This is a genomic window from Ehrlichia muris AS145 (assembly GCF_000508225.1).
GTDB classification, from domain to species: domain Bacteria; phylum Pseudomonadota; class Alphaproteobacteria; order Rickettsiales; family Anaplasmataceae; genus Ehrlichia; species Ehrlichia muris.
Map to the genome: position 1 here is coordinate 675,549 of NC_023063.1, position 15,891 is coordinate 691,439.

At 29.4% G+C, this 15,891-nt stretch carries 10 protein-coding genes; 6 read left to right on the forward strand and 4 right to left on the reverse strand.

The genetic code is table 11. From position 1 onward, the window contains the following. Positions 1-18 precede the first annotated feature (18 nt). Positions 19-1,416 carry a dihydrolipoyl dehydrogenase gene (lpdA, locus tag MR76_RS02600; RefSeq protein WP_024072143.1) on the reverse strand — a complete coding sequence of 466 codons (1,398 nt, stop codon included), beginning with the start codon at positions 1,414-1,416 and terminating at the stop codon, positions 19-21. 22 nt (positions 1,417-1,438) lie between these two features. Then, positions 1,439-2,539, reverse strand: a complete 1,101-nt coding sequence (locus MR76_RS02605) for a PQQ-binding-like beta-propeller repeat protein (protein WP_235111241.1) — start codon at positions 2,537-2,539, stop codon at positions 1,439-1,441. A gap of 716 nt (positions 2,540-3,255) precedes the next feature. On the opposite strand from MR76_RS02605, the gene gpmI reads away from it, so the two are divergent. Further along, positions 3,256-4,761, forward strand: a complete 1,506-nt coding sequence (gene gpmI / locus MR76_RS02610; protein WP_024072145.1) for a 2,3-bisphosphoglycerate-independent phosphoglycerate mutase — start codon at positions 3,256-3,258, stop codon at positions 4,759-4,761. Positions 4,762-4,830: 69 nt separating this feature from the next. Here the strand turns inward: gpmI and der are convergent, their stop codons facing one another. After that, the gene (gene der / locus MR76_RS02615; protein ID WP_024072146.1) at positions 4,831-6,159 is read right to left on the reverse strand and encodes a ribosome biogenesis GTPase Der; all 1,329 of its coding nucleotides are present in this window, start codon (positions 6,157-6,159) and stop codon (positions 4,831-4,833) included. 239 nt (positions 6,160-6,398) lie between these two features. Here der and carA point away from each other — a divergent pair, with 239 nt between their 5' ends. From carA to MR76_RS02635, 5 genes are all read left to right on the forward strand, one after another. Continuing rightward, positions 6,399-7,514: a glutamine-hydrolyzing carbamoyl-phosphate synthase small subunit gene (gene carA / locus MR76_RS02620; RefSeq protein ID WP_024072147.1), complete on the forward strand. Its 1,116-nt coding sequence runs from the start codon at positions 6,399-6,401 to the stop codon at positions 7,512-7,514. Positions 7,515-7,905: 391 nt separating this feature from the next. Next, complete coding sequence (ispH, locus tag MR76_RS02625) at positions 7,906-8,862, forward strand: 4-hydroxy-3-methylbut-2-enyl diphosphate reductase (RefSeq protein WP_024072148.1); 957 nt, start codon at positions 7,906-7,908, stop codon at positions 8,860-8,862. Positions 8,863-9,019: 157 nt separating this feature from the next. Then, positions 9,020-9,487 carry a dUTP diphosphatase gene (dut, locus tag MR76_RS02630; RefSeq protein ID WP_024072149.1) on the forward strand — a complete coding sequence of 156 codons (468 nt, stop codon included), beginning with the start codon at positions 9,020-9,022 and terminating at the stop codon, positions 9,485-9,487. Between the two features lie 111 nt (positions 9,488-9,598). Then, entirely contained in the window at positions 9,599-9,724 is a 126-nt protein-coding gene (locus MR76_RS04980) for a hypothetical protein (protein WP_268744738.1), read from the forward strand. Between the two features lie 198 nt (positions 9,725-9,922). Next, positions 9,923-10,522, forward strand: a complete 600-nt coding sequence (locus MR76_RS02635; RefSeq protein WP_024072150.1) for a DUF2460 domain-containing protein — start codon at positions 9,923-9,925, stop codon at positions 10,520-10,522. 155 nt (positions 10,523-10,677) lie between these two features. Here the strand turns inward: MR76_RS02635 and MR76_RS02640 are convergent, their stop codons facing one another. Further along, positions 10,678-15,882 (reverse strand): type IV secretion system protein, encoded by a 5,205-nt coding sequence (locus MR76_RS02640; protein ID WP_024072151.1) that lies wholly within the window; start codon positions 15,880-15,882, stop codon positions 10,678-10,680. Positions 15,883-15,891: the final 9 nt, after the last annotated feature.

A 15,891-nucleotide genomic window follows, 5' to 3' on the forward strand; every position in this document is an offset into this window, starting at 1 on the left:
TAACAATGATAAGCTAATTCATTTTAAAAATGCTGCTTCACATGCATCTTTAAATACTTCATTAACATCTGGATGTGAATGACAAATACGGAATATATCTTCTGATGATGCTCTATAAGCCATAGCAACAGCAGCTTCATTAATCATAGTATCAGCATATGCACCAATAATATGAACACCTAAAATCGTATCATTTTCTTTAGAAGCCAACACTTTTACAAATCCTACTGCATTATCTGTAATTTTTGATCTACCATTTGCAGCAAAGCTAGACTTACCAACAGTATAACTATAATTAATATTCTTTAAATTCTCTTCTGTTTTACCAATAGACGCAACAGCAGGATGCGTATATATTACAGATGGAATAATCTCATAATCCACATGTGGATTATGCCCAGAAATCAATTCTGCAACAGCAATGCCTTCTTCTTCCGCTTTATGAGCAAGCATTGCTCCACCAATAACATCACCAATAGCAAATATGCCTGGTATATTTGTCTCATACTTACTATTAACTTTAATAAATCCTCTAGTATCACATTCTATAGAATTATTATCAATCAATCCATTCGTATATGGAATGCGTCCAATAGAAACAAGAACCTTATCTACTTCTATTACTTCAGAGCTACCATCTTTTACAGACTCAAGATGTACAGCTAAACTATTTCCTTTTTTATCAATTGAAGTAACTTTAGTTGATAATTTAAAATTAATCCCCTGTTTTTTTAAACTTGCAAGCAAAGCTTTACTAATATCGCCATCCATACTAGGAGCAATTTTATCTAAAAATTCAACAACAGTCACCTCAGATCCAAACCTACTCCAGACAGATGACATTTCTAAACCTATAGCTCCAGCCCCTATAACTATCAATTTCTTTGGTGGCTCTTTAAAAGATAAAGCTGCAGTAGAAGACACTATTCTTTCTTCATCAATATCAATACCAGGAAAACTTGCAACATCAGATCCAGTAGCAATAACTACATGCTTACTCATTATTTTCTGCTCACCATTATCACCAATTACAGCAACAACAAAATCATTAGAGTTTACAGATTGTATTTTACCAACACCATGTAAATAATCAATTTTATAACTAGAAAACAAATAACTAATCCCACTTCCTAACTCAGTAATATTTTTATCTTTAAAAGACATAATTTTGTCTAAGTCGAAACTTAAATTATCAAATGTTATCCCAACTTCAGCTAAATTATTTTTTAAATGATAATATTCATGAGAAAAATGCAACAAAGCTTTAGAAGGAATACATCCTATCCTTAAACATGTACCTCCTAAAATCTTATTTTTATCTATACATGCAACTTTTAATCCAAGCTGAGCTCCTCTAATTGCACATTTATAACCACCAGGTCCACCACCGATAACTACCATATCATAATTTTGCATACTCACATCCTTATACTATCACTTAACGAAAAATAATTATCTTATCTTTATTTGTTACAACGTAAATTGAAGAATCTACCAATACTGGAATATAATAAGCTGATGGCAATATATAATTCACTAATTTTAAAGCTCCAGATCTATAATCTATTAATATTACACAACCATCATTCCCTATAACTAAAATTTCATCATTCATTATTACAGGAGAACTCCATTGATTTTTCGATTTCCCATGTTGTAATAAATCATACTGCCATAAAAAATCTCCCGTATCGATACTCATCAAGACAAGTTTATTATCAATAACAGCTGCTATATTACCTTCCTCAATTTTAGAAATACCCTGAATTTTTAATTTTTTTGACCACCTAGTGTTACCAGATTCTATATCAATATTTGATATGCTATGTAATTTATCAATGGCAATGACAGTACTATTTGCAGCCTGTAAAGAAACTCCATTATTAAAAGCAACATTAGCATTTGATATATTGCTTTCCCATATCTTTAAACCATTCAAAGAATTAAACGCAGCAATTTTTCCATTAGAAAAAGAAAATATTACCATATCACCATATGATGCTGAAGATAGTGAACTATAGCTTTTTACCTCAGGAAGTGATTCCTGGTTACTTGATATCAATGACCCATCAGATACATTGAAAAAGTACAAATAATTATCTACAGTAACAACCATCAGATGATTATCAATAACAACAGGAGATCCAGCAATCACACTTCTTAATTCTTTTTGCCATTTTATTTGTCCAGTTTCAAAATCAATACCGTAGACATTATCATCTACAATATATAGTATTAAATTTTCAGAATATAATATACTTGCTCTATATAGGTTAGTATGTTTCGTAACCTGCAGTTCCCAATAACATTTTTTAACATCTTTACTATCTACAGAATGCAAAACACCATCTTTACTTAAAAATATAATCCTATCGTTAACAAATACAGGAGTAACATCTCGATACATTCTCAAAGAAATTGTACCTCTGTTTACCAAACTACTAGATCTAATATCATTAACATGATTACCATCAGAACCATTATCTGATACTTCATAGAGATTATGTCCTTCCAATATCTCATCTGCAAACAACAACATCGGACTAAAGAAAATAAAAACAAACAAGAATACAATTCTGGATTTTATCATTTACATATCAAAAATTATTACATTACTAAACTAACTATATTACTTGTAAAAATAAATCAACTACTTTTACATCATTATAACGATTAACATTTTTTCAAATTGTCAGACCTTACGTAAAGGTATCATACATTTTTTTACTAAGATTAATTTTATATCCTCAACCATAATTGTATAATCATAGACTACATTGCATTTTCATATATTAAAAATTTCTAATCCAAAGTAATAAATAAAAACAAGTATACCAGATAATTAAAGTCAATTCTTCAATATATAATTTTTTAATACCTCAACAATGCATTCAATGCTCTATTCCTTAACACTTCAAATTCTTCAATAAGTATACATTTATATACATAAATTTAGACTGTAATTTTAGATCATATATTAAATTCACAAAATTATTGGTTTAGCATCTTTACAATCTATACAATACTACATTACACAGTACTTTTAATTCTTTTTAAAATACATTACAATAGAATCTATATTGCAAAAAATCTAAATATCATAGATTTTTAGATAGTAAACCCGAGTTCTTTAAGAATTACTTTAATATTAAGGTAGGTTATAAAAACTACTAGCTACTTACTATTTAAAAATATATCTACTATATGTTCACAATTATGATATAAAGGTATAATAGTAGATTTTCCATTAAACATATGATCAACCATTCTGTAATTTTGTGCATATTAGACGGATGGGGTAATCGTGAAAATAGCAAGTTCAATGCTATTGCTCAATCTTACAAGCCTTGTTGGGACAATATAATTTCACAATACCCAAAAAGTCACTTAATTACCCATGGACTAGATGTAGGGCTTCCAGATGGCCAAATAGGAAATTCAGAAGTTGGACATGTTAACTTAGGAAGTGGCAGGATTGTGTTACAAGACCTATGTAAAATAAACAATGAAATAAAATATATAAAAAACAATCATAATTTATTAAAATTTATCAATAAAATAAAGAAAAACAATGGCATATGCCATATAGCTGGTCTGTTATCTGATGGTGGTGTACATTCCCTTTATACGCACATGTTGGACATTATTAAAGCATTATCTGATTTTCAAATACAAGTCGCAATTCATATATTTTTAGATGGGCGTGACACACCTCCAATATCAGCAATTAAATATATCAACATCTTATGTAAGCATATCAAATACTTAAATAATGTGAATATTGCAACAATAAGTGGACGTTATTATTCCATGGATCGCGATAATAAGTTGGATCGTACAGCAAAAGCATATAATGCAATGGCATTTGGAGATGCTAAACGTTATGAAAATCCATTATTAGCTGTCCAAGACAGTTATAATGCTGGTATTACAGATGAATTCATATTGCCATGTGTAATCGGTAATTATAATAAGATGAATCCACACGATGGGTTTATCATGACAAATTTTAGAAGTGATAGAGTAATACAAATCATAAAAATGATCATAGGAGATATCAAAACTGATAATCACATTACATTAGAAAATACAATAAGCATGGTAAAATACTCGGATAGTATTAATATACCATGTTTATTTACAAATAATAATATTACAAATACATTAGGAGAAGTTATAGCAAACCATCAATTACATCAGCTAAGAATTGCAGAAACAGAAAAGTATGCACATGTTACCTTTTTTTTTAATGGAGGAAAAGAGGATACATTTAAAAATGAAGACAGAATAATAATACCATCACCCTCTGTAGCTACATATAATTTAATGCCAGAAATGTCTGCAAAAGAAGTTACTGACACAGTTATTGAAAAAATAAAATTACAAAAATATTCCTTAATCATTTTAAATTATGCAAATGCTGACATGGTCGGACATACTGGAAATATAGAGGCAACAAAACAAGCTATAACTACCTTAGACCAATGCTTAAATAAAATAATAAACTGTATACAAAGTACCAATTATGTACTAGTAATTACCGCTGATCACGGGAATGCAGAAGAAATGTTTGATGTAAAAAATAATATGCCATATACAGCACATACATTAAATCCTGTACCATTTATAATCTGTAATTATAGTAAACAAATTAGATTAAGAAATGGAAGATTATGTGATGTAGCACCGACAATCTTAGAAATCCTCAACATAGAGAAACCAAAAGAAATGACAGGTATTTCATTGATTGAATATATTTAAGATTCAATAATAAATTTGTATTAATTAACACGTCACACTAGGTGAATATCTTTAATTGAAAAATTGCCTTTAAGTCTTAGAAAAATTATTATCATACGGATTCTTATTTTTCTTTAAATTTAACCTTATTGGAATTCCATTGATATAAAAGTGTTTCCTTAAATTACTTATTAAATACTGCTTATAGGTTAGATCAATAGCATGAGAACCATTAATAACTATAACAAAAGTTGGAGGCATTACTTTAATTTGTGTAATATATTTAAGCTTAACTACCTTTCCATTACATAATGGAGGTCTATGGTGTTCTACAGCTAATTTTAACCATTTGTTCAGCATAGGAGTACTAATACGCATTGTCAGATATTTATATAATTCTATGCTTTTATCTATTACTTTATTACAATTAATATTTTTAAGTGCAGAAACCTCGATAATTGGAACTTCAAAATTTAATTTATTATAATTACAAATATCTTTTAACAAATCAGATCTATTTTTTTCAGCAACCATATCCCACTTGTTTAAAGCAACAATGATAGCTTTACCTCTTTGTATTGCAAGCTCGGCAATTGATAAATCCTGTTGTTCTATACCATAAGCAGAATCTATCATTAGAATTACAATATCCGATTTATTAATTGATTCAATAGCTTTTTGAACAGAAGTTACTTCTATATTTTCAGTTACCTTTGCTTTTTTACGCATACCAGCAGTATCAATCAATGTAAATCTTTGACTTTTATATACATACTCTATGTCTATAGAATCTCTAGTTGTTCCAGGTTCATGGCTTACAATCATTCTACTTTCACCAAGCAATCTATTAACAAAAGTTGACTTACCAGCATTTGGCTTTCCAACAATAGAAAGTCTAATATTACGTGAATTTAACGTATCCAAATCATGCACTTCAACAAATGGCAACAATGCTTCATACAAATCAATCAAACCTAAATTATGTTCTGCAGAAATATAAACCGGACCTATAAAATTAAAATATTCCAAATAATCTACGTTGTAGCACCTTTTTTGACTTTCACATTTATTTGCAATCAATATCACTGGTTTCTTTGTATTCTTTTTTAAATATTTTGCAAATTCTACATTTTTATCATCTTGCTCAATCCTTGCATCAACAATAAAAAATACAATATCAGATCTTTCTATAGCAAATTTTACTTGATCTAACACCAGTGCAGATAATTTTATTGTATTATCTACTCCACCTGTATCAATAATTTTAAATTTTAACCCACATAAATCAGCATTCCCCTCTCTCCTATCTCTTGTTAAGTTAGGAATATTACTAACAATTGCAGACTTTTGATTAGTTAATCTATTAAAAATAGTAGATTTTCCAACATTAGGTAATCCAACTATAGCTATTTTTAACATAAAAAATTTTACACTTCATATAATATGAAATAACACATTATTCAAAACAAGTCATTGAATATATGTATATTACTATTGATCCTATGTATAACATATTATTTAAATTCACAGAAACCAACATTTGTAGAGAATATGTAAAAATGTATATTCAACAAATCTCACAAAAGTAAATTATATAGTTAACTTTCAAAGAATTTGCTATATAATTTTCCAAATTTGTTAGCTTTATTATGTAAACAATGTCTCAATTAAAAAGTTATTATAATTCTGTTCTTGTATTATCAGATGGAAAACATTTTTTTGGAAAATCAATAGGGAAAAAAATACCCGCTATTGGAGAAGTCTGCTTTACTACCTCAATAACAGGATACCAGCATACTATAACTGATCCATCATTTGCAGGTCAAATAATTACATTCACTTTTCCTCACATTGGCAATGTTGGAATAAATTATAAAGATTTTGAAGACCATAAGATACTAGCCCATGGAATTGTAGTTAAAACAATATCAGAAGGCTCTCATTCAAGATCTTATGCAAATTTAGAGCCTTGGATGATAGAAAATAACTTAACTGGAATATCCGAAATTGATACTAGAGCATTAACATGTTATTTGCGTAGGCATGGCTCACAAAATGGAATAATATATCACTTTAATGATATCAACTCAATAAACTTAGCAGAATTACAAAACAAAGCTTCTCAATATAATTACACAAATCACTGCGCATCTATACGATTTGTAAATAATTATAAAACAACAGATAATACAATACCACTTTATAATATAGTAGTGATTAATTTTGGTGTAAAATTAAGTATATTAGACGCCTTATCTAAACTAGGATGTAAAATTCATTTAATTTCAGGAAATGAAGATAATTTACCTGAAAAGATACTATCCATAAAACCACAAGGTATAGTCTTATCAAATGGTCCAGGGGATCCATCTGCAATTCCTGAAAGGACTATAAAACAAATAAGAACTATCATTGAATATAAAATACCAATACTAGGTATATGTTTAGGGCATCAACTTATTTCATTAGCTTTAGGAGCAAAAATTACCAAAATGTTATTCGGACACAGAGGAAGTAACCACCCAGTTTATAATAAAATAAATAATAACATAGAAATTACAAGTCAGAATCATGGATTTACCGTTAAAGAAGATTCTTTACCTACAAACGTTAATGTAATTCACAGATCATTATTTGATAATACAATAGAAGGTATCCAAGTAGATAACTATCCTATAATTTCAGTACAATATCATCCAGAAGGAAGCCCTGGACCTAATGATGGAAGCTACATATTTAATCATTTTATTAATCTAATAAGGAAAAATAATTAAAACATTTTAATAATATAGTGTTAAATTACAGGAAATTTCCTTCTGGATAAACATCTATAATTATATATACTAAATTTATCAAAGTTCTATGTCTCAGCCATATGAACAAGCAAAACATTACTTTTATCTCAAATTTTAAATATAGTAGGACACATAATAACATTATTTTAACAAGATTATTTTGCTATAATTAAAGTAAGATCTGACTATTAACTTATCTCTTTATACTAAAAACATCGATAATCTTATTTAAATTACTAAAAAGTTCTGATTTTACATATCTAACATCAAGGATTAAATTATATCCATTGCTGTACTTACTATGCTTCATGTATTGCAATATTTTGTTGTAAATATATACTTATCAAGTAAAGCTAGGAATGTAAATGCAATGCATCAGGGTTTAAAAAAAAATGTAGAAGTTATTCTTGCTAATCCAAGGGGGTTTTGTGCAGGAGTTTCGAGAGCAATAAAAATCGTAGAATTAGCTGTAAGATACCACAATAAAAACAGAAAAATTTATGTATTACACGAAATTGTACATAATAAATACATAATTAATTCTTTAAAAGAAATGGGTGTAATTTTTATAGATACACTAGATCAAGCTGAAGATGGTTCAATATTAATATACAGTGCCCACGGCATTTCAAAAAAAATAGAGTATCTTGGACAACTACGCAATTTAGAGATTATTGATGCAACATGTCCACTAGTAAGTAAAGTACATAAAGAAGTACAGATTTACGATACTGAAGGCTATCAAGTAATTTTAATAGGTCATAAAGGACATCGCGAAGTTGAAGGTACTATAGGACAAATTACTAATCCTGTACTACTAGTACAAAATTTATCTGATATTGATAACATAGAAGTAATAAATCCCAATAAGCTTGCATACGTCACACAAACAACCTTAAGTGTAGATGATACAAGAACAATAATTGATAAACTAAAACAAAAATTTCCCTATATTAAAGGGCCAGATTTAAAAGACATATGCTATGCTACTCAAAATAGGCAGATTGCTGTAAAACAATTATCAGAGTTAGTAGATATTGTATTCATATTAGGAAGCAAAAACAGTTCTAATTCAAATCGTCTAAAAGAGTTAGCTGAATTAAAAACACCTTCTTTCTTAATAGATTCTTATAAGGAAATTGACTTAGATCTCTTAAAAGATGTAACAAAAATTGGGATAACTGCAGGAGCATCAGCTCCAGAAATATTAATCAAAGAAGTAATAGATTCACTTAAACAACATATGAATATCACGTTATCAGATCTAGATGTAATACGAGAAAATATTGCTTTTAACATACCAAAACAATTACGAGAATATAAATAATAACATACTTTTTGCCTGAAAAAGATATATCATCTAATTTAGAATATATTTCAAATAAAATAAGAAAAATTACTCTATTTATTATATATATTCGATAGACTTGGTAACAAATTTATTGAATAATACAAATAATTATAATTACAGGGAAAAAAAGTTCATGGAACGTTCTATTAGTACAGATATTTCAATTAAAGTGATTCAGTTAAATAACCATGATCTTCCTCTTCCATCTTACTCAACAGATAATAGTTCTGGTATGGATTTATATTCAGCAATTGTATCAGATGTTATATTAGAGCCAGGCTGTAGAACTTGTATTAATACTGGTATTGCAATTTCTATCCCTAATGGATATGAGGCTCAAATTAGACCAAGATCTGGACTCGCGCTTAAATTTGGTATTACTGTACTCAATACTCCGGGAACTATAGATGCTGATTACCGTGGAGAAATTAAAGTTATTTTAATCAATCTTGGAAGTGAAGCATATACAATAAAATATGGAGATAGAATAGCACAAATGATAATAGCACCAGTAACTCGTGCTTCATGGAACCTTGTTAAAAATTTCGATAATGATATAACAAAACGTGGAATTGAAGGATTTGGGTCAACCGGTATATAAGTATTATTATTTGATTACATGAATTTCAATATGTGTATATAATTTTCTATACTTTAGCTATTGTGGGAAAGATTCATAAAGCATACTACACTTTGTATTATAAACCATTATATGAATCATAGTAATCCAGCATTGTATCGGAAGAATATGACGTTAAAAGCAAAAGAGACTAAATATTATCGTAAGAAACAGAATAGTATATTACAACTTATACTAAAAAACTTTGTTGAATATTAAAATAATGGTATAACAGACAGCACTAAGGATTTGATTCAACTGGCATATAAGGAACTATATTATTTATTTGATCACATAAACCCAATATCCAAATAAACACAGGACTTAACAATTTAAATTATCTAGCATTAAAATTAGTATAAAAATACTTCACACTGACAACACTATAAAGTACATTTCATACAATTAGTAATAACAATGACATTTCACGAAATAAGATTTCCAGAAGATATTTCTTATGGATCAACTGGTGGTCCAGAATTTTCAACAACTATTATTGAAACAAATAATGGGAGTGAGTATCGCAAAATTAATATATCACACCCACGCAACAAATATAATGTAATGCATAATATAAAATCAAAAGATCAATTACTTAAACTCATTAATTTTTTCTATATTCATAAAGGCAAAGCTATTGGATTTCGTTTTAAAGATTGGTCAGATTATAAAGCAAAAAAGCAACAACTTGGCATAGGAAATAATCAGCAACAAATTTTTCAAATAATGAAAACATATAGTATTGATCAATATTCATACATACGCACGATTACAAAACCAGTTATTAATACAGTAAAAATTTACTATAATAATATTGTAAAAGCTGATGGATTCTCTGTAAATTTTTCCAATGGTCAAATAGAATTCGATACTCCACCTCATAATGGTATAAAAATATATGCAGATTATGAATTTGATGTACCTGTAAGATTTGATTTAGATTACTTACCATGCTCTGTAGATAATTACAAAGAGTATAATTGTAATAACATTGCACTCATAGAAATAAAAGTTTAGCTCTAAATAATATTAGTATAAATCTTTATATAAAAAATACTTCATATTGCCCTATAGCATTTTATAAATTTAATAAATAAATAAAAATTATAAAAATTTTTTCAGTAGTATATTTATACCTCAAACACTATACCAACTCTCTCATAAGATCGAAATTATTCCTGACCTAATAGATTCTTAATAGTAGATTCTGCTTCTTTAATACTTGCTTCAATCTCTCTTATTTCATTAATATCAGTAAGATGTCTTTTTCTATCTTTTAATGACGCTATAACTGCTTCAAGTTGCCTTATCATTAATAAAATATCTTGTTTTGATAATTTACGCTTTTGTTTACCACTTTTAGAATCTTCAAATATTTTATCAATAGATAACCAGAATTTCGCTGATAAGTCGTTTGTACATTGATTTAATATCACTTTCAAAGTTTTCTTTAAAGATTTTCGATTAACAGCGGTTTTAGCTGATTTTGCTTTGCCAGCATTATCAGCTTTACTTTCGCCAGATTCTTTTTTCTTTTCTTTAACAATACCTACATCTTTAATATCCAACTTATCACTTGAGATATTTTTATCTACCACGACATCTTTATCTTTCTTTAATGACATAGCATTAGATTGTATATTAGGTTGCACATATTGTTGTAAACCTTCAGCTATAACATTCTCTTCACTAGTAGTAGCTACATTAATCAATCCTTCAACATCGGATATCTCAGCATTATTGCTAAATTCACCATCACCACTTTCATAATCTCGTTCATTATCAGATTGATCAGATACATCATCAGTTTCTTCAATTTTAAGCTCTTCATCATCTACACCATCTGTCTCATTATCAACTTGATCATCAGATTCATTTGCGTCTTCCAGTTCTTCAGAACTCTCAGGCACTGTTTCTTCAGCATGATCAACAGCCCCATCTCCTGTATCATCAGTACTACCAGCATTACTTTGATCTAAATCGCTTTCTTGTGTTACAACATCACCTTTATTTCCCAATTCACTATCATAAGGTACATAATCATGCATTTTTTCATCATCAACTCGCTCTGAGGTAGAAATATCATATGGTTCAACAGATAACGTAGATGATACCTCTGCATCTGATTGTTGCAATCTTTCTCTATCATCTTCCCCTTGTTTAAAAATACTGTTATCATCGACTTCTTTTCCACTCTCCACACTAAATTGTTGTAGCGTCTTATCAGATTCAATATCAGTACTATCCAAATCTTTTTCTAATTCACCTACATCTAAAACATTATAGTCTAAATCCAACTTATTAGTGTATTTAGAAGTATCTTCTGCTGCTTCTTGTTCAACATCTTCAGTAGTGGCATTATCCGCTAACACCGACAAACCTGATTCATTATCTTTTTCGGTTTCTGAATACAAATCACTTTTCTCTTCGGGACTTAAGCTTATACTCTGTTGTTCATCATATACATTTTGCATAAGCATTGTATTATTTTCCTCTGAAGCAGTTTCAGATGACAAATCGTCACCATCATAACCTGTAATTTCACTAATATGATCCTTTAATTCCACATCTTCTTGCGATAACACACTTTCTTGTAAACGTTCTACATCATCTTGAATTCGAATACTATCATCTACAGAATTTTGTAACTTAGATACATCCAAAGAAACACTTGTTTCAGCATCACTATGAACTTGTGCTATATCTACCTCTGCTGGATCTTTTACCATTGAAGTTTCATCTGATGCTATCCCTAAATCTTTTGATTCTATACCTTCCTCTAACGATGCACTATATTGTGACATATCTAAATCTGTAACCGCTTTAACCCCACCCTTGATATTATCTTCTAAATCCTGTTCTAAAATTTCTGATTTTGTATCACTCATAGGAGATACAACATCTTTTGGTGTATCTATAAAATCTGTAGATGATTCAACTCTATCTTTAACAGCACCTTCTGAATCTTGTTTTAAACTTTCTGATTTTGTATCACTCATAGGAGATACATCATGTTCTGATATATCTGCAGAACCTGTGAATACTTGAGTTCTATCTTTAACAGCACCTTCTGAATCTTGTTTTAAACTTTCTGATCTTGTACCACTTACAGGAGATACAACATCTAAGGTATTATCTACTTGAGTATCATTATACATTTGTATCATATCACTTAATGCTGTATTATCACTAACACCTGAAATTTCACCTTCTGAAGGAGTACGCAGCATAGATAAATTTTCAGGAAGTAAATCTTGAGGATGAGGTATAAGATCGCGAGAATTAGCATAACTTTGTATAACATCATCAAATTTATCATCTAAATGTTGACGTAAAGCATTATCAAGCCTATCAATATCATATTTAATATTCCGTAATGCAGTATCGTCCTTAGTATTATCAAGCATTGTTTTAAGCTGCTCTCTTGCCTCAAGTGCATCTTTTAAATTTTCTTTATTTACATATACATTTCCATCATCATCTAATAACGTACTACTACCCGCCTTATGTGATCTTTCCTTAGCAAAAGGATTTTTATCATCATCTTCTTCCTTATTATTAGGAATATAAGGACTTGGTTTATATTTCTCAGGTCCTAACATGTGTGCTTTTAAGCTATCTAAAACAGCTTGACGATCCTCAATTGCATTACGAATTAAGTTACCTTCTCTATAACCTAATGCCTTTCCAACAATATGACCACCTAAGTATTTCATTGCATCCAATGGAGAAAATCCTAAATGAGCACCTATAAAAGCTCGGGCATAATTTAATTTCCTAAAGCTATTACTAAAATTCCTATCATGCTCATTATATGAAGAGGTCAATACATCAGTAGCACCAGCAGTAAATTTAACAGCTTTACCTAAATAAGGAATACTCCGTAACGTATTCAAAGGCATACGAGCAACTCTAGTAACATAATTACCTGTTACAAATTTAAAGCTATCTATACCTTGATCAATTTTTTCAAATACAACACCTACGACTGGAATTCCAGAAAAAATCCTTATGAACCCACCTTCATACATACTAGCAAGAGTTTGGGACATCATACTACCACCAGCCAAAGATACTGCTACACTTTGAATAAAGGCACGCATTTGCCATATTAATAATGCAGCTAAGAATAAAGAACCAACTTCTGTCCATAATATCAAATATCCAGCTCTAATTCTCAAAATTAAATTATAATCGTACTGTTTATTTAATTCTTCTTGAGGAGTAGGATCTTGAATAGCACCTGCCATAATATCATTAATAATACTATTAATTACTTGAAATTTAAAATCCTCATCTTTATACTTATCCAACTCACTTTTTTGCTCAAGCTTATCTTTCGCTCTTCTTTCTTGTATAATTTGTAAAACCTTATTTTTACTAACTGAATTTATAACTTGCTTTTTCTCTAAAACATCTAACTCATCCTCTATATCTTTTATCAATCTAGCAGCTACATATCTTTTTTTAGAAGAAAGCAATGCATTAATATAATAAGATAATTGTCTAAATGGGCTACTTTGAGACACGTTAACACCAAATGGATTTCCATCAGTCTTAGTATCTGGATCAAGGAAAGGATAATCTAGATATCTAAAATCCTTATATTTACGATCAGGAGGAACATCAATATATGCACCTCCACCAGTAAACTGATATCTTGCATTACCAGAAAGCTTTCTATCCATAAAAATGTCAGCACTTGGCGGAAACCCAATAATTTTTGGGTCATAAACTTGCCCTGGAGTCCATCCAAAAACACCTTTATCCAATATACATCCAAGATTACCGAGCAAACATACTCTTACCTTTAACCACTCATTATAACACGTTGTAAACCCAAAAATGCGATAATAATAATTCATAATAAGCGCACCAAACAAGGAAATCAGAGTGAATATCAATATTGCCTGCATTGCAAAGCTTATACATTGTGTTAGCCATCCATCAAACAAGTGTTTGAACTGAGAAAAAAGAATACCTAACAATAACAATGGAAATAATCCAACTAAAAATGTAATACCAACAAATGCTGTTAGATATATAACAAACCCATAAATACATAAAGCAATGTAAAGGAATATGGCAATAATAATTACACATACAGCAAATATTGAAGAAAAATCAGCAATGATTAATGCTCTAATCTTTATTTTCCAAATAACTGGAGAAAATATTTTATTTACTATCATGTCATCCAGAAAAGCCAAAGGTTCTTTAGGATTATAAGCACTTGCATGACTATTAATTATTGCAATAATTTGATCTATGCCATGAATAAATAGACTAAGTAAATGATTATAAAAGAATTCCCAACTACTTGGAGAAATCAATAATATTATTAATGATACTTTTAATACTCTAACAATAATATCACCAAATGGACTCTGCACTATACCAAAGATATAAGCCAAGGCCCCAAATAATAAAAATAAAGTCAGTAAACTAAAAACAAAATTCTTAAATACTGGATTTCCAACTATATGCTTAAAAATCTTTTCACCTGCTTTATCTAATTCACCTCTTATCTGCTTGCGAACCCATTCAAAAACAGAAAATTGCTTTTCTGTTTTTACACCTTCAATAAATGTTATTGCATATCCCCCAACATTATCATAATAACACTTATCTAATATCTTTACATATATCTTCCATCCTGGCTCCAATGTTACTTTTTGACAAAGAGAATCCATAATCGGTTTATTCTTAGTAGAATAAACATCATTACCAGCCAATTCTAAGGGCTTGTATCCTATGTGCATCACAGGAGAGACTGGATACCTCATATTATTTAACGTTTGATTTGGATCAGGATCATTTGGTCTCTTAAACAATAAATATGCACCGTACCCATTCTTAAACCAACAAGGAGGTCCGTATGCACCTCTTTCTAAATCATCTTTAACTCCAGAAATTAACTCACATGATACTTTACATGCAGCCTGACCATTAGGAACAAAGGTTTTCTCTATCTTATTATAAGGGCCACAAATTCTTTCAACAGATAATATATCATTATAATGATCCAATTCCTCTTCATCCAAAACTATACTACTTACATTATTAGCATTACTTTGATCTACCCATGCAGTCCACATTCCTTCAGCTCTTAATATAATTGGACGACCATCTGTCACATATCCAGTATATTTCCATCGTACTACTTGATCATTTTTTATAGAATCTCCTAATAATTGATCATCAGAAACAAAATCTTCCGATTGTGGAGCAAAATATGCTGAAACAGACGCTGTTTTAGTTTCAGATAACATATCAGCTGGTATACATCTAGGTACTGGATGCTGATTAGATTCACATGCAGTTATTACTAAAAATAATAATAATTTTATAAAATTCTTTTTAATAAAATCACACATATTTACTCT

Bases quoted from the DNA above. Each gene is read 5' to 3' on its own strand.
- lpdA (WP_024072143.1), bottom strand. From the start codon at position 1,416: ATGCAAAATTATGATATGGTAGTTATCGGTGGTGGACCTGGTGGTTAT.
- MR76_RS02605 (WP_235111241.1), bottom strand. From the start codon at position 2,539: ATGTTGTTGTTTGCAGATGAGATATTGGAAGGACATAATCTCTATGAA.
- gpmI (WP_024072145.1), top strand. From the start codon at position 3,256: ATGATCAACCATTCTGTAATTTTGTGCATATTAGACGGATGGGGTAAT.
- der (WP_024072146.1), bottom strand. From the start codon at position 6,159: ATGTTAAAAATAGCTATAGTTGGATTACCTAATGTTGGAAAATCTACT.
- carA (WP_024072147.1), top strand. From the start codon at position 6,399: ATGTCTCAATTAAAAAGTTATTATAATTCTGTTCTTGTATTATCAGAT.
- ispH (WP_024072148.1), top strand. From the start codon at position 7,906: ATGCATCAGGGTTTAAAAAAAAATGTAGAAGTTATTCTTGCTAATCCA.
- dut (WP_024072149.1), top strand. From the start codon at position 9,020: ATGGAACGTTCTATTAGTACAGATATTTCAATTAAAGTGATTCAGTTA.
- MR76_RS04980 (WP_268744738.1), top strand. From the start codon at position 9,599: ATGAATCATAGTAATCCAGCATTGTATCGGAAGAATATGACGTTAAAA.
- MR76_RS02635 (WP_024072150.1), top strand. From the start codon at position 9,923: ATGACATTTCACGAAATAAGATTTCCAGAAGATATTTCTTATGGATCA.
- MR76_RS02640 (WP_024072151.1), bottom strand. From the start codon at position 15,882: ATGTGTGATTTTATTAAAAAGAATTTTATAAAATTATTATTATTTTTA.